The sequence below is a fragment of the Aquiluna sp. Uisw_065 genome (genome assembly GCF_047731275.1).
GTDB lineage: Bacteria > Actinomycetota > Actinomycetes > Actinomycetales > Microbacteriaceae > Aquiluna.
In genome coordinates this window covers 376,560-399,991 of sequence record NZ_CP159836.1, presented here as the reverse complement: position 1 = coordinate 399,991, position 23,432 = coordinate 376,560, and the positions used below count along the sequence as shown (strand labels likewise).

Here is a 23,432-nt window from a genome sequence, read left to right as displayed (position 1 = left end):
AAATCTAATCTTTACTTTTAATTACCTATGTAGTGCATTACATGTTTGATTCTTGTGTAGTCCTCGAAGCCGTAGTGCGACAGATCCTTGCCATATCCCGAGTGCTTAAAGCCACCGTGCGGCATTTCCGCGGCCAGTGGAATGTGAGTATTGACCCACACGGTTCCAAAATCTAGATACTTAGCGAAACGCATCGCCCTGGTGTGGTTAGATGTCCAGACCGAGGATGCCAGACCATACCTAATGTCATTTGCCCACTCCAGAGCTTGGGCGTCATCCGTAAATTTCTGGACTGTCATAACTGGTCCAAAGATTTCGTCCTGAATGTGCTCGTCCGTCTGCTTTAGACCAGACAGGACGGTCGGCTCGAAAAAGTAGCCGCTGCCGAGGATTCGTGATCCTCCAGTTTCAATCTTGGCGTGATCTGGCAACCTGTCTATGAAACCCTGAGCCCGAGCCAGCTGATTAGCGTTATTGACTGGACCAAACAAGATATCTGGCTCACTCGGCATTCCAACCTTTGCGCTTTTCTTTACCTCCGCAATAAGTGCAGTCATGAAATCGTCATATCCGGATTCCTGAACCAACAACCTTGTAGCCGCGGTGCAATCTTGACCTGCGTTGAAGAACCCTGCGGCCACGATGCCCTCGGCAGCCTTCTGGAAGTCGGCGTCGGCAAAAACTATCACCGGAGCCTTCCCGCCTAGTTCTAGGTGGACGCGCTTTAGATCGCTAGAGGCGGTCTTTGCGACCTCCATGCCTGCCCGCACCGAGCCGGTGATGGAAACCATCTGAGGTATGTGGTTTTCGATCATTGCCCGACCGGTGTCTCGATCACCGGTAACAACATTGAAGACGCCCTCTGGTAAGAACTCGCTCGCGATCTCGGCAAGCAGCAAGGTAGAGGCCGGAGTCGTGTCCGATGGTTTTAGAACGATCGTGTTTCCCGCGGCAATCGCCGGCGCAAACTTCCAGACCGCCATGTTCAGTGGATAATTCCAAGGCGTAACTTGGCCGATAACGCCGATTGGCTCTCTTCTTATAGACGAAGTGTGATCCCGCAAGTATTCTGCAGTTGCCCTACCCTCTAGGTTCCTGGCTGCTCCCGCAAAAAATCTAATCTGGTCAACCGAAGGTCCGATTTCATAGTCAACCAAAGTTGTTCGAGGCTTTCCAGTGTTTTGAGACTCGACATCAGCCGCCTCTTCGGCTCTCGCCTCAAGCGCATCTGCAATTCGAAAGAGTGCTAGCTGCCGTTCGGAGGGGGTTGTCTGTGACCAAGTCTCGAAAGCTTTGGCCGCTACCTTATACGCATGGTCAACATCAGCAGCGCTGGACACTGGAGCGTGCGCGTAAACCTGCTCGGTCGAAGGGTCGATAACGTCGCTGACGCCTTCACTAATGGGTGACTGATACTTGCCACCAATAAAGTTCTGTAATTTTTTTACGGTCACTCTGCACTACTCCTCTTTGAGTTATTCCCCTAAGACTCTAAACCCAAACAGGCATTTCGGCCCTCAAGTTTCCAAAGTGTGCCGATTACGTAACAAATTGACGACAATTCGGCGCAAAAGGGCATTTCGGGCGCGAAAAAGTGTGATACTGGCGGTATGTCCAAAACCTTAAGGACCCGCCGGTCTCAACTTGACGAGACTTCTAAGCTCATCGTCGAAGAGCTGCAGCATGACGGCAGGAAGTCCTACGCGGAGATTGGCAAGGTCGTCGGACTCTCCGAAGCTGCCGTTAGACAGCGAGTACAGAAACTTACCGAAGCTAAAGTTATGCAAATTGTCGCGGTGACAGACCCTCTTGTTCTAGGTTTTTCGAGGCAAGCGATGATTGGAATCAAATGCTCCGGCGATGCTCTGGTCGTAGCTAAGTCGCTGGCTGAAATTGCATCCGTTGACTACGTAGTACTCACAGCCGGAAGCTTCGACATAATGGCGGAGGCTGTCTGCGAGGACGATGACGCCCTTCTAGCCCTCATCAATGAACAAATACGAGCATTGCCGGGAGTTATCTCCGCAGAAAGTTTTGTCTACCTAAAACTAGAAAAGCAGCACTACAACTGGGGAACTCGATGACGAGTTTCTCTCCAACAAAAAAAGGTAAGAAGTGATATGAAATGGCAATCCAGGAGAACAACAAGACTAAATCCCTAAGGGGCCTGCTCAGTTCCAAGAAAAAAAGCCACGTTTCAAAAGCAGCCACGTCCGAGTTCCCGATAGTCCATGCCATGGCAGCCGGTCAAGAGATCGGTGACAAGGCGCTCCAAAAGAGTGCAAAGAAGCACCTTTGGATGCATTTCACGAGGCACAGCCCATACAAAAAAATTGACATGACCATTATTCAAAAAGCCGATGGTCACTACCTCACTGATTCCAAAGGCCGGAGAGTAATCGACGGACTGTCAGGACTCTTCACGGTCAATGCTGGACACGGTCGGCAGGAGCTAGCTGACGCGGCGGCCAAGCAAACCATGGAGCTTGACTTCATGCCACTTTGGTCCTACGCACATCCAAGAGCAGTGGAGCTTGCGGAGCGATTGATTTCATACGCGCCAAAGGGCATGACCCGTATCTTTTTCACCACCGGTGGTGGAGAAGCGGTGGAATCGGCTTGGAAAATTGCCAAGCAGTATTTCAAGATGACAGGGAAGCCCCTGAAGCACAAGGTAATTTCTCGCCAAACTGCTTATCACGGCACCAGTCACGGTGCGCTTTCAATAACTGGAATTGCCGCCTTCAAGCAGATGTTTGAGCCCCTCGTCCCATCGACGTTCCGCATCCCGAACACCAACTGGTACCGAGCAGATTCGCGTTTCAAAACCGAGGATGAATTCGCACTGTGGGCTGCCAACCGACTAGAAGAAGTGATTTTGTTCGAGGGCCCCGATACGGTCGCGGCATTCTTTGTCGAGCCAATCCAGAACGCTGGCGGATGCTTCACTGCCCCTAAAAGCTACTTCAAGCGCATCCGTGAAATCTGCGACAAGTACGACGTGATATTGGTCGCGGACGAAACCATCACAGGCTTTGGCCGCACTGGAGAAATGTTTGGGTCGCAGCGATACGAGATAAACCCGGACATGATGGTCACCGCCAAGGCGATTACCTCCGGCGTCGCACCGTTAGGCGCACTATTTATAAAGGAAAAATACTTCACGCCCTTCAATGAAGGAACCGTGACCCTTGCCCATGGCTACACATTCGCGGCCCACCCGGTAGCGTGCGCAGTGGCATTGGCAAACTTAGACATCTATGACAAGGAGCGACTAGTCGACAACGTTCGAATCAACTCTCCTATTTTCCGCAAAACACTCGAAAAACTGAAGGACCTCCCAATTGTCGGAGATGTTAGAGGCGATGGCTACTTTTTCGCAATCGAACTAGTTCGAAATCAGGAGACTAAGGAGTCTCTCACCCGAGAGGAGTCCGAGAAAATTCTTCGAGGTTTCTTGAATGGCGCTCTCTACGAACAAGGACTGTACTGCCGAGCTGACGATCGTGGCGATCCAGTTATTCAGCTCGCTCCTCCCCTAACTTGCGGCCCAAAGGAATTCGAAGAAATCGAACAAATACTGAGATCGGTCCTAATAGAAGCCGGCAAGAGACTCTAATTTCGTGATGTTTCCACAGGTCCTGGAGACTAAATTCAGGACCTGCTGGAAACTTTGCAATACTTCTTGACATGACAGAACTATCGTCGCTGAAGCTCATCAAATCCCCCATAGGGAAAATTTCGATCGGGGCCACCCAGTCTGGCGTCGCTCAAATAGAAATTTTGCCTCCGGGTTCCGTTCGAATTGAATTTTCAGACTCGGCCAAAGCACACCGCTTTGCTTTAGATGCCGCCGATCAGCTCTCCGAATTCTTCCAGGGTTCAGGGAAGGGCTTTTCTGTTCAATTAGACATAGTCGGGACTGATTTCCAGCTGGCAGTCTGGGCGCAAATAGCCAAGCTTGAATTCGGGGACCAGAGGACCTACGCAGAGCTGGCGTTAGCCGTCGGAAACCCCACGGCAGTCCGTGCTGTTGGCGGGGCCGTGGGGGCTAACCCCGTGCCACTGCTGGTTGGGTGTCACCGGATTTTGGGTGCGCAACGACGTATTACTGGGTACTCCGGTGGCGAGGGCCTGGTTACCAAGCGTTGGCTGTTGGCCTTTGAGCAGATTGAGTTCAAAGAATGAAGAGCGGTTCTCAAGATCTCGTCAGGTGCCCCTGGGTCAGCTCGGATCAGATTTACATCGACTACCACGATTACGAGTGGGGCAAAGAACTCAAGGGGCAGCGAAACTTATACGAAAAAATGACCCTCGAAGGGTTTCAGTCGGGACTGAGCTGGCTCACGATTCTGAAACGAAGACAGGGCTTTCGCTTAGCCTTTCAAAACTTCGAACTAGAAAGAGTCGCAGCCTTTGACGAATCAAATATCGAAGAGCTCATGTCCGATACGGGCATAATTAGGAACAGGGCCAAAATATCCGCCGCCGTGGGTAATGCTCGGATAGTCCTTGAAAAGTCTTTGGACCTAACCGAGATTCTTTGGTCTTTCGCCCCTAAATTGTCGTCCTCTGGCAGATCTCAAGAATCGATCACAACCAGCCCAGAATCCGATGCCCTCAGTAAAGAGCTCAAAAGGCTCGGAATTAGATTTGTGGGTTCCACGACCATGTATGCGCTTATGCAATCCACTGGAATGGTCAAAGATCACTCAGTAAATTGCTTTTTATCAAACTGAAAATATCTGCGGACTGACTACATTTAGTAGTTAGAGGAGCAAATATGTCGCCAGAGGAATTCAACCGAGTGTTTCGCGCTCAGTTGCCGATGGTCAGTGCATATTTGTCTCGGCGAGTGCCATTTGGCGATGTTGAGGATTTAGCCTCAGATCTTTTCGAGATTGCCTGGAGTAAGAAAGAGCAAATTCCTGAGGGTTTCGAATTGCCATGGCTTTACAAAACGGCTCGATATCTTGTTTCCAACTTTCACCGCAAGCAAGCAGGTCGTAAGGGCATCTTGGCGAGGCTCGCCGAACCAGTCGCAGCACCCTCCGCTGAATCGATCGCCCTGGCAGACATAGAACTAAGCGATGCCTTTGCTGGCCTGACTGCAGCGGAGCGAGAAATAATTTCGCTTTGGGCGCTGGAAGGCCTTTCAAATGCAGACATTGCAAAAGTACTTGAAGTATCCGAAAATGCCGCGGCGATAAGGCTCACCCGGGCGAAGCAAAAACTAAAAGATTTACTGACTCTTGAAAATATTCGGTAGTTGGTTACGCATACCTGACATGAACGAAGAATTTGAGCTCCAGAAGAGAATCGCCTCGGCTGATCCTGGGAGAGACGCCCCCGAACTGGATCACACATTGGTTACCCGGGCTTCACTGGGGAAACCTCGCCGACTATTCGGCTTTCGCGGCCTAAGGCTTGGGCTCGGAGTTGGAAGCATATCGCTGGCAGTGACAGCGGTGGCGCTTGCTATAACTTTGCCCGCGGTAATGACGCCCTCTCCGTTGTTCACCGTCGCGAATTCATCAGGTGGCGGCGAGAAGCTGAGCTCAGACGCCGAGAGCTCCTCAGACATGGCGGAGTCTTCGCTTTATTGGCCCGGCTGGATTAGCTACGAATACAACGCGGGGCCAGCAGTCAGCGCCACGACCGGCAACGGTCAAGTTTTTCAGGGAAACCTCGTGGGCGAACCCCTAGAGATCTTGAAAGAAATGAGCATTCTCTTTGGGGTTACTGGCGAACCAATTCGTGACGAGTGGTCAGACGATAGTTACCCAAGCTATTCGATAACTGAAGAAAACGCATCGCTCAGCATCTACTGGAGCGGAACCGGGACCTGGTCGTTCTCAAATTGGACCAATTACCAAGATGACTGCGCGGAAGATGCAACGGAAACTTTAAATGACGAATTCCAATCCTGTGAGCCTCAACCGACCCCCGAACTAATCCCCTCGGCCTCAGAGCTTCGGAGCGAAACGGTTTCACTGCTGCAGGCAATGGGTCTAGATTTTCAAGCGGACTCGATAACCATTTACCGTGACGATTGGGGAGCATACGCGTCCCTCCCCTACCTGACCGAGGGCATAGACAGCGGCCTACAAACATATTTGAACTGGGGAATGGATGGCCAACTGACTTACTTCTCCAGTCACAGCATTGAGTTGGTCGCCAGGGGTTCATTTGATACTGTTTCTGCCCTCGACTCAGTCAGCCGCATTTCGGAGGGACGTTGGTACGGAAACCCTCCTAAGCGCTTTTACCAAGGCCTTGAGAGCCGAATGGCAGCCGATTCAAGGATGGCCAGTGACGGACAAAGGGCTGATGCTAATGGTGTTGAGGCTCAGTCCGATTCCTACGACCCGCAGGATGGCTCCGAACCCACCACGGACTCAGATGCCAACCAAATCGATGAGCCACTTGTAGTAGAAGACCCAAAGCAAAACAATGAGCCGGAGATCATCCAGCTAACCGTTGAACGGGCGGAAGCAACCATGTTGTCAGTTTGGGACTCGTCGGGAAACTACTGGCTGGTGCCTGGATATGTGCTCTTCAACGACCAGGGTTGGTTCGATTCGGTAATTTCCCTGGAAGAGGGAGTCATTGAACTTCCCGAACCGATGGTCATGCTGCCGATGGATGATGATCAAAGGGGACCCGCTATCTCGGAGATGATCGACTAGAAGCCTGCTGGCACGAACAGCTCTACTGTTTGCCCGGAAACCCTAGCCTCCAGGCCGGCAAGCTTTGCCACCTTTGGTACCTCTGAGCTGGACGCAAGACCTGTCTCCAGGATGGCTTTGGCAAAAGCCCCCTTCGCCTTTTTGTTGAAGTGATTCAGTGCTTTGCCGCTGTTGGCGTCTAGCACTTCTAAGAAAAAGGAGTCTTTGTCTTTGGGAATTGGGTTCAAAGAAACATATGCTTTGGACCTCATATCCAGAATTTGACCCGTCAGCCCCGGCCAAACATTCCTATGGGCATCTGCCCACAGTCTGGAAAGAGAAACCCCCGGAAGCGAAGAGCCTGCGGAAAGACGATAGTAGGGAATCCGCTCCAGAGCCGGAACTAGACCAAACAAAGAAGACTGTATAAACATCTGATTTTTTGCTCTTTGAAGCGCCTCTTTGGAAAGCTCATCGTAACCAAGTGCGTCATACAGCACACCGGTGTAGCGCTGGAGTGCGGGCATTGTCGCGGAGGTCATGATCTCTAGATTCGCCTGGATATCTTTTCTGTTTGTCTTGCCGAGCTTTAGGGACTTTGCAGCAGCCTCCTCGTCCTGGCACAGCTGAACTAAAGCTTTTATCGCGATATCTCTTGCGGGATCTAGGGCCGCCCAAATTATTGCGGCCTTATCTATGGACTCACCAACGCCGCCGGGACGCTTGGTCTCCGACGGCGGCAGTAGAACTAGCATTTAGCTTACTAAGTGAGCGTCCCTGACCACGAGAGTCAGAGTGTCATGCTCCATCGACAAAAAGCCACCGGCTTCCGTCTCGGCCACGACTTTGCCACCATCGGCTGTTGTGACTCTGATTGAGCCAGGAATCAGGATCGCAAGCATGGGCTCATGCCCAGCAAGAAGTCCAATCTCGCCCTCTGATGTTTTAGCAATGACCATAGATGCCTCGCCGGACCAAATTTCTCGGTCCGCGGCAACTAAGTTCACCTGAATAAGGTTGGCCACTAGCCGAGGTCCTTCTTGATGCGCTCGTAAGCCTTCATCACGTCATCTATGCCACCGCAGTTATAGAAAGCCTGCTCCGGCACGTGATCAAGTTCTCCATCGGCGATCATAGTGAAGCCCTCGATAGTGTCCTTTAGAGGCACGGTTGATCCAGCAACACCGGTGAACTTGGTTGCCATGAAGGTGTTCTGACTCAAGAACTGCTCCATGCGTCGCGCCCTTGAAACGGTGATCTTGTCTTCCTCGGAAAGCTCCTCAACACCCAGAATTGCGATGATTTCCTGGAGTTCCTTGTTCTTCTGAAGTATGGCCTTGACACGAATAGCTGTGTTGTAGTGTTCGTCGCCCAAGTAGGCGGCGCTCAGAATACGTGAGGTCGAGCTGAGAGGATCCACGGCTGGGTAGAGACCACGTGAAGCAATCTCACGGCTTAGCTCAGTAGTTGCGTCCAAGTGAGCGAAGGTGGTCGCCGGAGCTGGATCGGTGTAGTCATCGGCAGGCACATAAATTGCCTGGAGTGACGTAATCGAGTGACCCTTGGTCGAAGTAATTCGCTCCTGCAGAAGGCCCATCTCGTCCGCCAAGTTCGGCTGGTATCCAACAGCCGATGGCATGCGACCAAGCAGTGTTGAAACCTCGGCTCCGGCCTGAGTGAATCGGAAGATGTTGTCAATGAAGAGCAGTACGTCCTGGCCTTGCACGTCACGGAAGTACTCGGCCATAGTCAATGCGGAAAGCGCCACACGCAAACGGGTCCCAGGTGGCTCATCCATCTGGCCGAAGACCAGGGCGGTCTTCTCCAAGACGCCTGCCTCTGCCATTTCTTCGATCAAGTCGTTACCCTCACGAGTACGCTCACCGACACCGGCGAATACTGATACACCGTCGTGGTTCTCAGCAACACGGTAGATCATTTCCTGAATCAAAACGGTCTTGCCTACACCGGCACCACCGAATAGGCCAATTTTTCCACCCTGAACGTACGGGGTTAGCAAATCAATGACCTTGATGCCTGTCTCGAACATCTGAGTTTTGGACTCAAGCTGGTCGAAAGGAGGTGGCGTGCGGTGGATTGGCCAACGCTCCTTGATTTCAAACTTTTCGCCGGGCTTGCCGTTCAAGATCTCGCCTAGAACGTTGAAAACCTTACCCTTGGTAACATCACCAACTGGAACCATGATTGGGCTTCCAGAGTCGTGCACTACCCCACCGCGGACTAGACCGTCCGTCGGCTGCATGGCAATCGCTCTGACAAGGTCATCGCCTAAGTGCTGAGCAACCTCGAGAGTCAAGGTGCTCTTCTGGTCGCCAAAGGCTACCTCTGTGGTCAGGGCGTTGTAGATTTCCGGGATGGAGTCATGCGGAAACTCGATGTCTACCACCGGTCCGTTGACTCGCGCGATACGACCCGTTGCGGTCTTTGTGCTCTCGGCCATTATGTTTTCTCTTTCTTAGTCCTCGGACACCGTTGAGAGCGCGTCTGCGCCTCCAACAATTTCCGAAATCTGCTGGGTGATCTCTGCCTGACGCGCCTGGTTGGAGAGCCTGGTGTAGTTCAGTATTAATTTTTCAGCGTTGTCTGTTGCGCTCTTCATCGCCTTTTGTCTTGCGGCGTGCTCGGCAGCCGCCGACTGCAGCATTTTGTTGTAAATGCGGTTTTCAATGTAAACAGGAAGCAAGCTGTCCAGAACCTTTTCTACCTCGGGCTCGAACTCATAGAGAGGGTGAACCTCGCTCTCCTCAGCCTCCTGCTCAACGATTTCTAGGGGCAACAACCTGGTGGTGTTTGGCTCCTGGACCATCATGGACACAAACTGGTTTCCCACAAGATAAATCTGGTCAACGCCACCGTCTTCAGTCGGCTTGATAAACAGTTCAGTTATTTCATCTGCAATCTCGCGAGCGGTTTCCAGAGTAGGTACGTCGGTACCGCCGGTCCATGCCTTCTGCGCTGCACGCTGGCGAAACTTGAAGTTCGCCACTGCCTTGCGCCCGACAAGATAGTAAAGAACCTCTTGCCCTTGATCCTTTAGTAGTTTCGTAAGCTGCTCAACCTCTTTTAGGACAGATGAAGAAAACGCTCCGGCAAGACCTCGGTCAGACGTAAACACCACAATCGCGGAACGCGTTGGTGACTCAATTTTTCGGGTCAGTGGGTGATCAACATCGGAGTAGGTCGCAACCGCGGAAACAGCCTTGTTAACAGCCCGGGTATACGGATTAGACGCGCTCACACGCTGCTGTGCCTTCTGGATTCTCGATGCCGAGATTAACTCCATGGCACGGGTGATCTTCTTGGTCGTCTTGGCAGACTTTATTTTCTGCCTATAGACCCGAAGTTGCGATCCCATAACCTAACCCTTACCTGTCTCTATCGCTTTTGGCGAACAATTTTCTCTTGGTCGATGTCATCGTCGGCTAGCGCCTCGACGTTGTCTTTACCTGAGCCGATTAATGGCTCTCCGGTGTGCAACTGGAACATCTTCTTGAACTGATCCATCGCCTTCTGAAGCTCGTTGATGGTGTCATCTTCTAGCTTCTCAGTCTCGCGGATGGTCGTCAGGGCCTTCGAGTTGCGCTTTAGGTAATCCAAGAACTCCTGCTCAAACCTCAGGATGTCTTCTACCGGCAGCTCATCAAGCAAGCCTGCAGTGCCGGCCCAAATTGAAACCGTCTGGTCTTCAACTGGGTACGGCGAATACTGAGGCTGCTTCAATAGCTCTGTGAGCCTCGCACCGCGTGCAAGCTGTTTCCGGCTTGCAGCATCAAGGTCAGATGCGAACATTGCAAACGCCTCAAGGGATCGGTACTGAGCCAGTTCAAGCTTCAAGGTTCCAGAAACTTTCTTGATGCCCTTCTGCTGAGCAGCTCCACCAACACGGGAAACCGAGATACCAACATCAATAGCTGGTCGCTGATTCGCGTTGAACAAGTCCGACTGCAAGAAAATCTGACCGTCGGTGATGGAAATCACGTTGGTCGGAATGAATGCGGATACGTCGTTGGCCTTTGTTTCGACGATTGGTAGACCAGTCATCGATCCGGCACCCATTGCATCTGAAAGCTTTGCGCAACGCTCCAGCAGTCTGGAGTGAAGATAGAAAACGTCTCCTGGGTAAGCCTCGCGACCTGGTGGTCTGCGAAGTAGCAACGACACTGAACGGTAGGCCTCTGCCTGTTTGCTCAAGTCATCAAAAACAATCAGAACGTGCTTGCCCGCGTACATCCAGTGCTGCCCAATGGCGCTACCGGTATAGGGAGCCAGATACTTGAAACCAGCAGCATCAGACGCTGGAGAGGCGACGATTGTCGTGTATTCCATTGCGCCGGCTTCTTCCAAAGCGCCACGTACTCCGGCAATTGTTGAACCCTTTTGACCGATTGCCACGTAGATACAACGAACCTGCTTGTTGGGGTCTTTTGACTTCCAGTTTTCAACTTGGTTGATAATCGCGTCAACCGCGATAGCGGTCTTACCGGTCTGGCGGTCACCGATGATTAGCTGTCGCTGTCCTCGTCCGACTGGAATCATGGCGTCAATGGCCTTGATGCCGGTTTGAAGTGGCTCGTGAACCGACTTGCGATCCATCACACCTGGAGCCTGCAACTCCAGCGCGCGGCGACCCTCTGCCTTGATCTCACCAAGTCCGTCAATTGGGGCACCCAGTGGGTCCACAACGCGCCCCATGAAGCCGTCTCCAACCGGAACAGACAAAACCTCACCGGTTCGATGAACCTCCATGCCCTGCTCGATTCCGCCGAACTCACCGAGGATAACTACACCGATTTCACGCTCGTCTAGGTTGAGAGCTAGACCCAGAGTGCCATCGGCAAACTTGAGCAACTCATTCGCCATCGCGGACGGCAATCCCTCTACGTGCGCAATACCATCGGCCGCGTCCGTGACGTAGCCGACCTCTTGCTTGTCGGTACCCTTTGACTCATAGGACGACACGAAGTCCTTCAGGGCATCCCGAATTTCATTCGGGTTGATCTTTAGCTCTGACATTGGTTCCTCTGCTTACTTGTTGGTTTCAACTCAACCGAGTTGCAATCTTGCGTTTTGAAGTTTTGTGAGAACGGTGGCGTCCAAGACCTCACCGTTTACGGTGATGTGTAATCCACCGATAATTTCTTGATCTACCTCAACATTAAGTTGAAGCTCTCTGCCGAAAACTTTCGTCAATGCTGCTGACAACCTAGATAGTTGCTCTTCGGACAGCTCTTTTGATGCCCGAACGTTTGCAACAGATTCGCCCGCGAACTCGGCGATCCACATCCCATACTGCTCCAAAACCTCAGCGAAACGCTTAAAGGTTCTCGAGTGAACAGCCTGACCGGCCAAGATCCCCGTGGTTTCAGTTGCTTTATTGTTCAAAAGCTTTGCAACCAGAACCATTTTCGCCTCGACCGATGCTCTGGTCGAAGACAGCGCTAGCTCTAGCTGTGGATCGGAAGACACCAGCTGGCCGACGGCAAATAATTCGGCCTGGACAGTATCGATGTCTTTTGATGCAGCTGCTGCGGCACGAACACCCAAAGCTTCAGCGGTTAGCGCCAAGTCTCGAGTGGCGGACCATCGCATTTGGGCCATTTTGCCGAGTAGCCCAACAGTTTCCTTCGAAAGCTTGGGCCCGAATACGGCTTCAACTAGCTTTGACTTCCCTGCGGCTTGGGCAGAAGGATCCGACAGCGCCGAACGTAGCTGTGGGCTTGAAAGCAAAGCATTGGTGGCGGCAAAAAGCTCACTTGTCGTGAGCAGGCCAACGTTGCCGAGCTTGGAAAGTTCCTGCTCAGCTAATAGCCGTGATTGCCTCGTGCTTGATGCCACTTTTACTTCGCCTTCTTGCCTTCTAGTTCAGCTATGAACTCATCAACGACCCTATTGGCGACCTTGTCATCGTCAAGCTTTTCGCCAACTATACGAGAAGCTAGTTCGATTGCTAGAGCACCAATTTCGCCTCTAAGTGCGTTAGCTGCCGAGTCACGCTCGGCTAGTAAACTCGCCTTTGTTGATTCGGAGAGTCGCTCTGCATCTTTAGCCGCCTGCTGCTTTAGCTCCGCAAGAATCGCGGCTCCTTCAGCTCGGGCATCTTCTCTAATCGAAGACGACTCAGCGCGAAGCTGAGCCTTGTCGGCTTCAACCTCCGCAGTTCGAGCCTCAGCTGCTTTCTGCGCAGCTTCGGCGTCGGCTAGCCTGCCTTCGATTGCCTGTGCCCTCTCGTCGAGCATTTTCTTGAATCCAGGCAGAACCTTGAACCAGAAGAACACCAAAAGAACTACGAAGACAACTGACGACCAGAGAATGTCATAGTCAGCCGGCAGCAGTGGGTTAGGCGTTTCGGCCCCCTCTGGTGCGACTGCTGCAAGAATTCTGGAAATCATCGTTTTATCGCTTTCTTAGACGAATATGAATGGGGTCGCAAGACCAATCAAGGCAAGAGCCTCGGTGAAGGCGATACCTAGCCACATGGTGACCTGTAGTCGTCCTGCTAGCTCAGGTTGGCGAGCAATGGATTCGATGGTCTTTGAAACCACCAGTCCTACACCAATTCCTGGTCCAATTGCAGCCAGACCGTAGCCTACGACTGCTATGTTGCCGGTTAGTTCGGCGATGTTTACTGCGTCCACTTTATTTCCTTCCGTGGGGGTTTAGTGTTCGTCTGCTAATGCCAACTGGATGTAGACAGTAGTCAGAAGTGTAAATACGTAAGCCTGCAAAACTGAAACCAATATCTCAAAGAGAGTAAAGGCGAAGCCAAACAACAAGGTTCCAACCCCGAACAGGCTCAAGAGTCCGTCGGCCTGAAAGAAGAAGAACTGCGTTGCGGAGAAACAAAGGACCAGCAGCAAGTGGCCGGCAATCATGTTCATCAAAAGTCGAAGCGCCAAGGTGACTGGTCGCAAAATGAAAGTGGACAACAGCTCAATCGGAGTAACCAAGATGTAGAAAGGCTTTGGGACCCCTGAAGGGAACAGCGAATTCTTAAAGAAGCGAATGCCGTGCTTCTTGGTTCCAGCGTAGATAAATGTCACGTAAGCAACCCCAGCCAAAACAAGCGGAATACCAATTACGGAGGTGCCGGCAATGTTCGCAAAAGGAATAACTCCGGTGATGTTCATTCCAAACACCATGAAGAATATCGTCGTCAAAAGTGGGAGGAATCGATCCCCATCTTTTTCACCCAGCTGGTCATGAGCAATTGATTTCCGAACAAAATTTAGCGCCAACTCACCTAGGAGTTGAAAACGGCCCGGGACCACGTTTCCGGTTTTAACGGCCTTATTAAACTTTGCCGTCCAGAGCCAGAAAATGACAATCAGAAGCACCATGACAATCAAACGGATCATCATGATTCGGTTTATGGCGAAGGGAGTACCAGCGAAGGCAACTATTTCAGGATAAAACTCGAAAATGCTCGGAGGACTGAACTCCCCATCTTCCGCCCTAAACAGGCTTAGCGCACTTAACAACGTTGTTCTCCTGGTCCGGGCGGCATACTTCACTCCGCGAGATGATCATGGATTTGTCTTTAGTATAAAAGACGCGGGGCGCCTCGTGGAGCAAAATCGGAAAAAAGTGACTATTTGCCGACAGTTGGAACCCTTCCTTTGAGAACCAACCAAGAATCTATGGCTAAGCCACCGAGCACGGTAGCCACGACCGCGAAGAAAAACACCGGTCCAGCGAAGCCCTCGGCGTTCTGTAAAGCGAGCAAGACACCTGCGAACAGCAAAAACTTGAATAGCCAGCCGCCAAGCACCAATGCGTAGAAACCGTTTAGGGACAATTTGCCGCCGAACCAGATGCTTAGGATCGTCATTATCCCAAACAAAGCGGAGACGCCAGCGCCTAAGAGAGCAGCAAAAACTCCTGGCAATTGATAAAAGAGATACCCCAACAGTGATCCAACAAGTGCTATTGCCACTGCTAGCAAAGTGCTGAGCCGTAGGGCTTTGGAAAATAAAGTATCTGAACTATTTGCCAAGACTGCTCCTTGCTTTCGTTACTCGCCGAAAGACCGGCCAGTAGGTGTGGATCAGGGCGATGATCATCCATGCCCCAAAAATGATAATAACCGGAGCGGCTTCGATCCAGAAAAAAAGCAGGAGACATAGCGAGACGACCGTTGTCCAGTGATAAAAAACAAGCACCGCTCCTCTATGTGAGTGCCCCAGGTCCTGCAACTGATGGTGCAGGTGCTCTCGGTCCGCTGCGAATGGGGATTGACCCCTGCGTACCCTGCGCACCACGGCCAGTAGAAGATCTAAAAGCGGCACCAACAGGATCACCACCGGCAGAACCAATGGGATAAGTGCGGGTAGCAAGTCATTTCTGGTTACGGTAGCCGGATCAATAGACCCAGTGACCGCTATAGCGCTGGTGGCCATCATCAGTCCGAGCAGCATCGCCCCTGAATCACCCATAAATATTTTTGCGGGACTGAAATTGTGCGGCAGGAAGCCAGCAATCGCGCCCAGTACAACCGCCGAAAGCATGCCGGCAATCGAAAAGTAGTCCGTTGGTGAAGTCTGCTGAGCCAAAACGTAGCTATAGACAAAAAAGGCCAAGGTCCCGATGCCCACTACTCCTGCAGCAAGACCATCAAGCCCGTCAATAAAGTTGACTGCGTTCATGACCAGCACCACCACAAATACAGTTATTGCGAGGGACACGCCAAAACTGCCGACGGTTAGACCGCCAATTGGCAGCGAAACAATTTGCACACCGCTGGACGCCAAGATCCAGGCCGCCGCAATTTGCCCACCCATTTTGGCTGTCCAATCAAGCTCAATCAGGTCATCAAGTAGGCCCACCACCACGATCAGTCCGCCGGCTCCGACTATTGCCCAGATCGGACCCGGATCCCTGAAAACGGATTCGAACCATCCGAAAGATCCCGCAACAATAATGCCGACCACGATTGCGATAAAGATTGCAACTCCACCGATTCTTGGGGTGGGTGTCTTATGAACGTCTCTGGCCCTGATGGCGGGAGTGATGTCGAAGCGCTTGGCCAAGTATCGAACCGCCCAGGTCGCCAAATAACTAACCACTGCAGTGATTATGGCGACCAAGAGATATGCCCGCACTAGTCGACCTCGAGCTCCACATCGCCAATCACACTTCGGATTCGCTCGAGCGACAATGCGCCCTTTCGTAAGACGCGGATTGCTTCGCCATCTCTTACTTGAGTCAGGTCCAAAATAGTGGACGCTTCACCCTTCGGGCTGCCACCACCATCTAGGTAAACAGGCACTTTGTCGCCGAAATAATCAAACGCTTGCTGCGCTGTCACAGCGGCCGGATTTCCGGTGGTATTGGCACTCGATACCGCCAATGGCCCAACGTCCTCTAGTAGGGCCAAAGTGATTTTATGATCTGGTACTCGAAGTGCCACTGTCCCCCGAGTCTCCCCCAAATCCCAGTCCAGTGAAGGCTGAGCCCTAAGAACCATGGTTAGGGCCCCAGGCCAAAAAGCTGCCGCTAACTTGCTCGCAACTAGTGGCAAGTCAGTCGCCAGCGCAGAAAGAGTTTCAACTTTCGGAATCAGCACCGGAGGCGGGACGCTTCTATCTCTGCCCTTTGTTTTCAGCAAAAGCTCGACAGCCTTGTGGCTAAATGCATCCACCGCAATGCCGTAGACGGTATCGGTGGGTATTACAACAACTTCATGGCGCTGCAAAGATACTTTTGCCTGCCTAAAACCCGTCAATAAGTCAGTGTCGAGTGAACAGTCATATATTCGCTGCATGTCGGCCTCCGGCTACGCTGTCGCACTCACGGCGCGAAGTCTTCCGGTTGGATCCGGGTGGACTTGAATCCTGCGCCAATTATTTTCTAATAGTAATTCACAGATCGAATCTGATTGACCATCGGCATGCTCCAATACCAGCAATCCGCCGTCTCTCAGAATGAGCTTCGTGCTAGCTACTAGATCGCGAACAATATCGAGGCCATCTTCGCCGCCGTAAAGCGCCTGGGCTGGGTCATAATCCCTGACTTCTTGATCGAGTGGAACCATGGTGTTGGGGATGTAGGGAGGATTAGAAATAATTAAATCGAATTGTGGCAGATCACCGATTAGCTCCATGAAGTCACCAACCAGCAAATCAACATTCGCCTCGAGCGCACGAATGTTTGCCCTAGCAAATTCGGCCGCTGCTTTTGATAGCTCAATCGCGGTCACTTTGGCATTAGTTTCTTTGGCAATCGAAATCGCGATTGCACCTGAGCCGGCTCCGATATCCAATGCCCGAGGTTCTCCAGGTAATAGAGCCAGGAAATCAATTGCGACCTGAACAACCTGTTCGGTCTCTGGACGCGGAATGAATACACCTTTGCCGACAATGAGTTCAATTGAGCGAAATGGGGCCTTGCCGGTTATGTGCTGCAACGGAACTCTGGTGCAACGCAGCTCTACTAGATCAAAAAATCCACTCGGGGCCTTGAGCTCAGTGTCAAGAATTAACTGAGTAGCTAACTCGCCTCTTGAGATTTCGAGAGCATGGCACATCAAAAGCTCTGCCTCTGCCGCCGCCGATACAATCCCAGCAGCGGAAAGTGAGGCTTCGGCCTGTTTCAATGATGTAGAGGCGAGCACTAGCTATCGCCGAATGCCGCCAGCTGAGCCTCTTCGTCGGTTTGGATGCAAGACTGCACCACCGGCTCCAAGGCTCCGTCCATCACTTGATCTAGGTTGTATGACTTATAACCAGTGCGATGATCGGCAATCCGGTTCTCAGGAAAGTTATAAGTTCTGATGCGCTCGGAGCGATCAACACTTCTAACTTGGGACTTCCTAGCCGCAGACAGCTCGGCGTTTAGTTCCTCTTGCTGCGCTGCCAAAATTCTTGCTCGCAAAACTCGCATCGCTGCGTCACGGTTTTGCAGCTGGGACTTTTCGTTCTGCATTGAAACAACGATGCCAGTTGGTAAGTGAGTTATTCGAACAGCAGAGTCGGTTGTGTTAACTGACTGCCCTCCCGGACCCGAGGAGCGAAAGACGTCAATTCGAATGTCATTCTGAGAAATCTCTACCTCTTCAGGCTCATCGACCTCAGGGAAGGCCAAAACGCCGACAGCGGAGGTATGAATTCTTCCCTGAGTTTCAGTAACTGGTACACGCTGAACCCTGTGAACTCCGCCCTCATATTTCATGTGAGCCCAAACGCCCTGAGCCGGGTCTTTTGCGTTTGACTTGATCGCAACCTGAACGTCCTTGATGCCGCCCAAATCGCTCTCGGTCTTGCTCAGAACTTCGGTTTTCCAGCCCTTGGAGGTCGCGTAGTGCAAATACATTCTCAAAAGATCGGCAGCAAACAGGGCAGACTCAGCCCCACCTTCACCGGCTTTGACTTCGATAATTACATCTCTGCCATCATCTGGGTCTCGCGGGATAAGCAGTCGCCTAAGTTTTTCGCCTGCCTCGGCAAGTTGCTTTTCCAAAACCGGCAGCTCCTCGGCAAATGCGGAATCCTCTTTAGAAAGCTCCTTGGCAGCTGCCAAGTCATCATCTAAGCCCCGCACCAGCTCATCAGCGCCCATTATCGCGCTGAGCTCGGCATAGCGTCTATTAATCTTCCTAGCCAAGCCGGGGTTCGTGTGGACAGCCGAGTCACTGAGTTGCTCCTGCAAACTCGCGTGCTCAGCCCTTAGGCCCGCAAGCGAATCAACCAAGTTATTCTCCGTCGGAATCTGAAGGAACTGGCATGGACTTCTCCAGCTTCAGCAAGAACTCAACGTTGCTCGCTGTTTCCTTCAAGCGGTTCAGAACTAGCTCGAGAGCCTGCTGCTGCTCAAGACCTGCCAGCGCTCTGCGAAGCTTCCAAATAATCTTGGTCTCCTGTGGGCTCATTAGAAGCTCTTCGCGTCTGGTACCAGACGCATTGATGTCCACGGCTGGGAATATTCGCTTGTCAGCAAGCTGACGAGAGAGCCTGAGCTCCATGTTTCCAGTTCCCTTGAACTCCTCGAAGATAACCTCGTCCATTTTGGATCCAGTATCAACAAGGGCAGTAGCCAAAATAGTTAGCGACCCACCGAATTCAATGTTTCTGGCGGCACCAAAGAAACGCTTTGGTGGATAGAGAGCGGAAGAGTCGACTCCACCGGACAATATTCGTCCCGATGCCGGTGCACTCAGATTGTAGGCACGACCTAATCTCGTGATCGAATCAAGCAAAATAACTACATCATGACCCATCTCCACTAGACGCTTTGCGCGCTCGATAGCGAGCTCGGCGACCGTAGTGTGATCTTCGGCAGGTCGGTCAAATGTGGATGCAATTACCTCACCCTTGACTGTGCGCTGCATGTCAGTCACTTCTTCTGGTCGCTCGTCGACCAAAACAACCATCAGGTGAACCTCAGGGTTGTTGGTTGAAATAGCGTTGGCAATGGCCTGAAGAACTAGGGTCTTACCGGCCTTTGGAGGCGAAACAATAAGTCCACGCTGCCCCTTACCGATGGGAGCAACTAGGTCAATAATTCTCGTCGAGAGACGCTTGTTGTCAGTCTCTAGACGTAGGCGAGTGTCCGGGTAAAGCGGAGTGAGCTTGCCGAACTCAACTCTGTCAGCCGACTCTTCAAGGGTTTGCCCGTTCAAAGTTTCAATCTTTACCAGGGCATTAAATTTTTGACGCTGGTTATTTTCGCTGTCGCGAGGTTGACGAATTGAACCAACTACTGCATCGCCCTTACGCATACCGTATTTCTTTACCTGGCCCAAGGAGACATAAACATCGTTGTCACCGGGAAGGTAACCGGAAGTGCGAAGGAACGCATAGTTGTCGAGCACGTCCAAAATTCCAGCAACTGGGATAAGGACATCATCTTCGCTTACTTCAGGCTCTGCTTCGTCCTGGGGTCCGCGTCCACGTCCTCGGTCGCGGTCGCGATCGCGGTAACGACCGCGTCGGTTGCGGTTTCCACCGCGACGCTCGTCATCTCTGTCGCGTTGATTTTCACGGTCACCGCTACGGGTTTCGTTGTCTTCTTTATTCGAACGCTCTGGCTTCTGTCCGGTTTTTGCTTCAGCATCGTTACTGGAGTCGGACTTTTTATCAGACTTGTCATTATTCGAATCCGGATTGCTGGAGTTGCCCTTGTCTGCAGAGGGTTCGGATGGAACCTTCTCAGCAGAAGTTTCGGAAGTCGACTTCGAAGCTGTGGTCCGGCGTCTGGCCGGTGCTTTCTTTGGCTCCGCTTCCGAAGTTGCCTCAGGCTTGTCTGCCTTGTCTACCTTGGCTGCTTTACTTAGCTGCTCTGGCGCCTCAGTGGCCGACTTGGTCTCTGAAGAATCAGCACCGGTTGCTCGCCTGGAACGGCGAACGGGCTTTTCTTGTTGGATTTCATCCATGTTTTTGATTACTCATTTCTGTGCGGCGAAGTGCCGTTGTGTGGAAACTTAAGGAAAAATACAGTGGCGGGCGTTTAGGTGCCTGATCCTGACTGCACTAAAAGACTAGCACCTTTGACATCAACTGCAAGGGCTAAAACGCGCCAGTCGGGAAAAGAGCTCTCGACAAGAGCTACGGCTGCCATTCGCTTTGCCGGGTCGTCCTCTAAAACCAAAACCGACGGGCCTGCTCCGGACACTACTGCCGGATGGCCCTGATCTCTCAGCTTCTGAATTAGGGCTGATGTTTCTGGCATCGCGCTAGATCGGTAGCTTTGATGCAGCCTGTCCTCGGTTGCCGCAAGCATGAGCTCTGGGCTCTGAGTTAGCGCAGCAACAAGGAGGGCCGACCTGGATACGTTGAAAACTGCATCGGTATGTGGAACAGATTCCGGCTGCAGGCTTCTGGCTAGCTTGGTGGACATTTGATGGGGTGGAACCAGAACCAGCGGAGAAACTCCACGGTGAACCGTTAGCTTCTTGTGACGAGGAACCCCGTCTTCCTGAACCCAGGCAATAGTCAAACCGCCGAAAAGTGCGGGCGCAACATTGTCTGGATGCCCCTCCAGTTCCGTGGCAAACCCCAAAAGCTGCTGTTCGCTAATTTCAATCTCATCCTGCAAGATTCCAGCCGCAAGCATGATGCCACCTGCTACCGCCGCCCCAGACGACCCCATTCCCCTGCCGTGAGGAATGTTGTTCTCGCATCTAATCTTTAGGCCCGGAACTTTTTTGCCGAGTTTGTTGAACACTAGGGCTAAGGACTTATAAATCAGATTGGACTCATCCAAAGGAATGTCACCCGCTCCTTCACCTACAACTGAAATTTCCAGTCCAGAGGAAACTACTTCTGCTTCGTAGCTGTCATAAAATGACAGCGCCATGCCAAGAGTGTCGAAGCCAGGACCCAGGTTGGCGGTGGTTGCCGGGATTTTTACCTTTACTATCTTCACTTTTCGCGCTCCAGTCCCAAGATTCCAGCCACCGCGTCGGCGGTTGCTCCAACCTTTTTTGGCTTTATTAGGCGACCACGGTCGTCTTTTAGAGCCCAGTCGGGATCTTTAAGGCCGTGGCCCGTAACCGTAACCACCACTGTATTGACCGCCGGGAGGATTCCCTGCTGCTTAAGCTTATAAAGACCGGCAGCGCCGGTAGCACTCGAAGGCTCAACGAAAACGCCGCACTCCTGAGACAAGAATCGATGCATCCACAAAATCTGCTTGTCACTTACGGCGTCAAAACCGCCCTCGGTGTCTCGTTTAGCCTCTTGAGCCAAATCCCAAGACGCCGGGTTCCCAATCCTGATGGCAGTAGCTATAGTTTCTGGTTTTGCCACAGGTGATCCCTTAATAAACGGTGCAGATCCTTCAGCCTGAATCCCATAGAGCTTTGGAAGCTTCTTGATTCTTCCGTCCGCTACCTCTTCCCTGTAACCGAGGTGATAAGCGGAAATGTTACCGGCATTACCCAGAGGCATAGCGTGAAGATCTGGTGCTTCACCCAGGACATCAACCACTTCAAAAGCCGCTGTTTTTTGACCTTGTAGACGATCCGGGTTTACGGAATTCACTAAGAAAACCGGATAGTTCTCACTCAGCTCACGAGCAAGTCGCAGACAATCATCGAAGTTTCCTCGAACCTGCAAAATCTTTGCTTTGTGCGCGACGGCCTGGGACAACTTCCCCCAAGAAATCTTTCCCGCCGGAACCAATACAACTGACTGCATCCCCGCCTTGACAGCGTAAGCAGCTGCGGCTGCAGAGGTGTTCCCGGTTGATGCAGCTATCACCGCCTTAGCACCATGGGCCTTCGCCTTTGACACCGCGGTGGTCATCCCTCGGTCTTTAAACGATCCGGTCGGGTTCATTCCTTCAAATTTGAGGTGGACATTGCCTACATCTAGCAATTTCGCAAGAGCAGGTGCCTCGATTAGTGGAGTTCCACCCTCGCCCAGAGTAACAATCGGGTCACCAGTTTCAAATGGTAGCCGATCCATGTACTCGCGAATCACTCCTCGCCATTGGTGCGCCATCAGAGTCCCTCCACCCTTATTACCGATTTCACGTTTACGACCGCCATGTTTTTACTGAGGGCAACCACAACTTTTTCTAGATCCGATTCCAAAGCCACATGTGTCATCACGGTTAGCACTGCAGCCGCGTCCTTATCCGCCGGGCTCTGATGAACCGTCTCGACACTGACGCCATTCTCGGCGAAAACTGATGCTATGGACGCCAGCACTCCAGCCTCATCAGACACCTCGAGAGTAATTTGGAATCTAGTAACCACTGACTGAACCGGAAGAATCTCTAAATTCGCATGGGTTGAGTCCGCGAGGCCTGGGCCTCCAGCCAAGTGTCGTTTGGCAGCACTAACCAGATCGCCCAGGATGGCCGAGGCGGTTTCTTTGCCACCGGCACCTGCGCCGTAAAACATCAACTCCCCAGCCGACTCAGCCTCAACAAAAACGGCATTGTAGGCTCCGCGAACGGCGGCAAGTGGGTGAGATAACGGAATCAGAGTCGGGTGAACTCTAATTACTATTCCTTCTTTTTCCCCATTCGAGGCGCGTTCGCAAATCGCCAGAAGCTTCACTGCGTAACCGGCCGTGCGGGCAGCAGTTATCTGCTGGGCAGTAATCTTCGTTATCCCCTCCCGATAAACAGACTCGACCGGGACCTCGGAGTGAAAAGCCAAAGACGCGATTATCGACGCTTTACTCTGAGCGTCAAAGCCTTCGATATCTGCAGTTGGGTCAGCCTCGGCGTAGCCAAGCTTCTGTGCAAGCTCTAGAGCGTCACCGAAGTCAGCGCCGGTCGATTCCATACGATCCAGAATGAAGTTCGTCGTGCCGTTGACGATACCCATGACGCGATTTATTTTGTCTCCAGCCAAAGACTCTCGCAGCGGCCTAATAATCGGTATAGCTCCCGCGACCGCGGCTTCAAAGTAGAGCTGGGCGCCAAGCTGGTCGGCCAATCCGAACAACTCCGGCCCGTGGGCCGCAATTAGGGCCTTATTGGCGGTGACAACATCAGCACCAGACTCGAGAGCAAGCTTTATCCATGACCTGGCTGGCTCAATGCCTCCGATAAGTTCTATTACTATGTCGCTTCCAAGAATTAGCGATTCCGCATCCTCTGTCAATAGGCCCTCAGGCAAATCGAAATCTCGCTTTGCGTCTAAATTTCTCACCGCAATACCAGAGAGTTCGAGGGTCGTTCCTACTCGACTTGCCAGCTCTTCAGAGTTCTCAAGTAGCAACCTGGCTACCTGTGATCCGACCGAGCCTGCACCCAATAGGGCAACTCTGATCGGTCTATACGCGCTCTGCATCT

General features: G+C 52.1%; 25 protein-coding genes. 6 read left to right on the top strand and 19 right to left on the bottom strand.

Going from position 1 to position 23,432, the window contains the following annotated elements; translation table 11 throughout:
- Positions 1-17: 17 nt before the first annotated feature.
- Complete coding sequence (locus ABXT50_RS02020; protein ID WP_415274511.1) at positions 18-1,454, bottom strand: gamma-aminobutyraldehyde dehydrogenase; 1,437 nt, start codon at positions 1,452-1,454, stop codon at positions 18-20.
- A 156-nt stretch (positions 1,455-1,610) separates the two neighbouring features.
- Here ABXT50_RS02020 and ABXT50_RS02015 point away from each other — a divergent pair, with 156 nt between their 5' ends.
- From ABXT50_RS02015 to ABXT50_RS01990, 6 genes are all read left to right on the top strand, one after another.
- Positions 1,611-2,084 carry an Lrp/AsnC family transcriptional regulator gene (locus ABXT50_RS02015; protein WP_415274510.1) on the top strand — a complete coding sequence of 158 codons (474 nt, stop codon included), beginning with the start codon at positions 1,611-1,613 and terminating at the stop codon, positions 2,082-2,084.
- A 41-nt stretch (positions 2,085-2,125) separates the two neighbouring features.
- Positions 2,126-3,619, top strand: a complete 1,494-nt coding sequence (locus ABXT50_RS02010; protein WP_415274509.1) for an aspartate aminotransferase family protein — start codon at positions 2,126-2,128, stop codon at positions 3,617-3,619.
- Positions 3,620-3,690: 71 nt separating this feature from the next.
- Positions 3,691-4,188, top strand: a complete 498-nt coding sequence (locus ABXT50_RS02005) for a methylated-DNA--[protein]-cysteine S-methyltransferase (protein WP_415274508.1) — start codon at positions 3,691-3,693, stop codon at positions 4,186-4,188.
- Positions 4,185-4,739: a DNA-3-methyladenine glycosylase I gene (locus ABXT50_RS02000; protein WP_415274507.1), complete on the top strand. Its 555-nt coding sequence runs from the start codon at positions 4,185-4,187 to the stop codon at positions 4,737-4,739. The genes ABXT50_RS02005 and ABXT50_RS02000 overlap by 4 nt, the downstream gene beginning before the upstream one ends.
- Before the next feature lie 44 nt (positions 4,740-4,783).
- Entirely contained in the window at positions 4,784-5,269 is a 486-nt protein-coding gene (locus ABXT50_RS01995; protein WP_415274506.1) for an RNA polymerase sigma factor, read from the top strand.
- A gap of 19 nt (positions 5,270-5,288) precedes the next feature.
- Positions 5,289-6,689 carry a hypothetical protein gene (locus tag ABXT50_RS01990; RefSeq protein WP_415274505.1) on the top strand — a complete coding sequence of 467 codons (1,401 nt, stop codon included), beginning with the start codon at positions 5,289-5,291 and terminating at the stop codon, positions 6,687-6,689.
- Here the strand turns inward: ABXT50_RS01990 and yaaA are convergent.
- The 18 genes from yaaA to ABXT50_RS01900 all read right to left on the bottom strand — a co-directional run bounded on the left by yaaA (position 6,686) and on the right by ABXT50_RS01900 (position 23,430).
- On the bottom strand, positions 6,686-7,423 hold the full coding sequence (yaaA, locus tag ABXT50_RS01985; protein WP_415274504.1) for a peroxide stress protein YaaA: 738 nt from the start codon (positions 7,421-7,423) through the stop codon (positions 6,686-6,688). The genes ABXT50_RS01990 and yaaA overlap by 4 nt on opposite strands.
- Positions 7,424-7,693, bottom strand: coding sequence for a F0F1 ATP synthase subunit epsilon (locus ABXT50_RS01980; protein ID WP_007541264.1), 270 nt, complete (start codon positions 7,691-7,693; stop codon positions 7,424-7,426).
- Entirely contained in the window at positions 7,693-9,129 is a 1,437-nt protein-coding gene (gene atpD, locus ABXT50_RS01975) for a F0F1 ATP synthase subunit beta (protein WP_415274503.1), read from the bottom strand. The genes ABXT50_RS01980 and atpD overlap by 1 nt, the downstream gene beginning before the upstream one ends.
- A gap of 15 nt (positions 9,130-9,144) precedes the next feature.
- Complete coding sequence (locus ABXT50_RS01970; protein WP_415274502.1) at positions 9,145-10,044, bottom strand: F0F1 ATP synthase subunit gamma; 900 nt, start codon at positions 10,042-10,044, stop codon at positions 9,145-9,147.
- Between the two features lie 20 nt (positions 10,045-10,064).
- Positions 10,065-11,702 carry a F0F1 ATP synthase subunit alpha gene (atpA, locus tag ABXT50_RS01965; protein WP_415274501.1) on the bottom strand — a complete coding sequence of 546 codons (1,638 nt, stop codon included), beginning with the start codon at positions 11,700-11,702 and terminating at the stop codon, positions 10,065-10,067.
- Positions 11,703-11,732: 30 nt separating this feature from the next.
- Positions 11,733-12,524, bottom strand: a complete 792-nt coding sequence (locus ABXT50_RS01960; RefSeq protein WP_415274500.1) for a F0F1 ATP synthase subunit delta — start codon at positions 12,522-12,524, stop codon at positions 11,733-11,735.
- A gap of 2 nt (positions 12,525-12,526) precedes the next feature.
- On the bottom strand, positions 12,527-13,078 hold the full coding sequence (locus ABXT50_RS01955; RefSeq protein WP_415274499.1) for a F0F1 ATP synthase subunit B: 552 nt from the start codon (positions 13,076-13,078) through the stop codon (positions 12,527-12,529).
- Positions 13,079-13,093: 15 nt separating this feature from the next.
- A complete protein-coding gene (atpE, locus tag ABXT50_RS01950; RefSeq protein ID WP_415274498.1) occupies positions 13,094-13,324 on the bottom strand; it encodes an ATP synthase F0 subunit C in 231 nt (76 codons plus the stop codon).
- 21 nt (positions 13,325-13,345) lie between these two features.
- Positions 13,346-14,167, bottom strand: coding sequence for a F0F1 ATP synthase subunit A (atpB, locus tag ABXT50_RS01945; RefSeq protein ID WP_415274497.1), 822 nt, complete (start codon positions 14,165-14,167; stop codon positions 13,346-13,348).
- 110 nt (positions 14,168-14,277) lie between these two features.
- Positions 14,278-14,682, bottom strand: a complete 405-nt coding sequence (locus ABXT50_RS01940; RefSeq protein WP_415274496.1) for a hypothetical protein — start codon at positions 14,680-14,682, stop codon at positions 14,278-14,280.
- Positions 14,672-15,787, bottom strand: coding sequence for a glycosyltransferase family 4 protein (locus ABXT50_RS01935; RefSeq protein ID WP_415274495.1), 1,116 nt, complete (start codon positions 15,785-15,787; stop codon positions 14,672-14,674). Before ABXT50_RS01935 ends, ABXT50_RS01940 begins: the two co-directional genes overlap by 11 nt.
- A complete protein-coding gene (locus tag ABXT50_RS01930) occupies positions 15,787-16,449 on the bottom strand; it encodes an L-threonylcarbamoyladenylate synthase (protein WP_415274494.1) in 663 nt (220 codons plus the stop codon). The genes ABXT50_RS01935 and ABXT50_RS01930 overlap by 1 nt, the downstream gene beginning before the upstream one ends.
- Before the next feature lie 12 nt (positions 16,450-16,461).
- Positions 16,462-17,298 carry a peptide chain release factor N(5)-glutamine methyltransferase gene (prmC, locus tag ABXT50_RS01925; RefSeq protein ID WP_415274493.1) on the bottom strand — a complete coding sequence of 279 codons (837 nt, stop codon included), beginning with the start codon at positions 17,296-17,298 and terminating at the stop codon, positions 16,462-16,464.
- Positions 17,298-18,374, bottom strand: a complete 1,077-nt coding sequence (gene prfA, locus ABXT50_RS01920; protein ID WP_415274492.1) for a peptide chain release factor 1 — start codon at positions 18,372-18,374, stop codon at positions 17,298-17,300. The genes prmC and prfA overlap by 1 nt, the downstream gene beginning before the upstream one ends.
- A gap of 1 nt (position 18,375) precedes the next feature.
- Positions 18,376-20,055 carry a transcription termination factor Rho gene (gene rho, locus ABXT50_RS01915; protein ID WP_415274491.1) on the bottom strand — a complete coding sequence of 560 codons (1,680 nt, stop codon included), beginning with the start codon at positions 20,053-20,055 and terminating at the stop codon, positions 18,376-18,378.
- A 74-nt stretch (positions 20,056-20,129) separates the two neighbouring features.
- Positions 20,130-20,978, bottom strand: coding sequence for a homoserine kinase (gene thrB / locus ABXT50_RS01910; RefSeq protein ID WP_415274788.1), 849 nt, complete (start codon positions 20,976-20,978; stop codon positions 20,130-20,132).
- A 65-nt stretch (positions 20,979-21,043) separates the two neighbouring features.
- Positions 21,044-22,126, bottom strand: coding sequence for a threonine synthase (gene thrC / locus ABXT50_RS01905; protein WP_415274490.1), 1,083 nt, complete (start codon positions 22,124-22,126; stop codon positions 21,044-21,046).
- Positions 22,126-23,430, bottom strand: coding sequence for a homoserine dehydrogenase (locus tag ABXT50_RS01900; RefSeq protein ID WP_415274489.1), 1,305 nt, complete (start codon positions 23,428-23,430; stop codon positions 22,126-22,128). The genes thrC and ABXT50_RS01900 overlap by 1 nt, the downstream gene beginning before the upstream one ends.
- Between the last annotated feature and the right edge of the window lie 2 nt (positions 23,431-23,432).

Coding starts and splice junctions, on each gene's coding strand:
- ABXT50_RS02015 (WP_415274510.1), top strand. CDS start 1,611: ATGTCCAAAACCTTAAGGACCCGCCGGTCTCAACTTGACGAGACTTCT.
- ABXT50_RS02010 (WP_415274509.1), top strand. CDS start 2,126: ATGGCAATCCAGGAGAACAACAAGACTAAATCCCTAAGGGGCCTGCTC.
- ABXT50_RS02005 (WP_415274508.1), top strand. CDS start 3,691: ATGACAGAACTATCGTCGCTGAAGCTCATCAAATCCCCCATAGGGAAA.
- ABXT50_RS02000 (WP_415274507.1), top strand. CDS start 4,185: ATGAAGAGCGGTTCTCAAGATCTCGTCAGGTGCCCCTGGGTCAGCTCG.
- ABXT50_RS01995 (WP_415274506.1), top strand. CDS start 4,784: ATGTCGCCAGAGGAATTCAACCGAGTGTTTCGCGCTCAGTTGCCGATG.
- ABXT50_RS01990 (WP_415274505.1), top strand. CDS start 5,289: ATGAACGAAGAATTTGAGCTCCAGAAGAGAATCGCCTCGGCTGATCCT.
- yaaA (WP_415274504.1), bottom strand. CDS start 7,423: ATGCTAGTTCTACTGCCGCCGTCGGAGACCAAGCGTCCCGGCGGCGTT.
- atpD (WP_415274503.1), bottom strand. CDS start 9,129: ATGGCCGAGAGCACAAAGACCGCAACGGGTCGTATCGCGCGAGTCAAC.
- ABXT50_RS01970 (WP_415274502.1), bottom strand. CDS start 10,044: ATGGGATCGCAACTTCGGGTCTATAGGCAGAAAATAAAGTCTGCCAAG.
- atpA (WP_415274501.1), bottom strand. CDS start 11,702: ATGTCAGAGCTAAAGATCAACCCGAATGAAATTCGGGATGCCCTGAAG.
- ABXT50_RS01955 (WP_415274499.1), bottom strand. CDS start 13,078: ATGATTTCCAGAATTCTTGCAGCAGTCGCACCAGAGGGGGCCGAAACG.
- ABXT50_RS01930 (WP_415274494.1), bottom strand. CDS start 16,449: ATGCAGCGAATATATGACTGTTCACTCGACACTGACTTATTGACGGGT.
- rho (WP_415274491.1), bottom strand. CDS start 20,055: ATGGATGAAATCCAACAAGAAAAGCCCGTTCGCCGTTCCAGGCGAGCA.
- thrB (WP_415274788.1), bottom strand. CDS start 20,978: ATGGCGCTGTCATTTTATGACAGCTACGAAGCAGAAGTAGTTTCCTCT.
- thrC (WP_415274490.1), bottom strand. CDS start 22,126: ATGGCGCACCAATGGCGAGGAGTGATTCGCGAGTACATGGATCGGCTA.
- ABXT50_RS01900 (WP_415274489.1), bottom strand. CDS start 23,430: ATGCAGAGCGCGTATAGACCGATCAGAGTTGCCCTATTGGGTGCAGGC.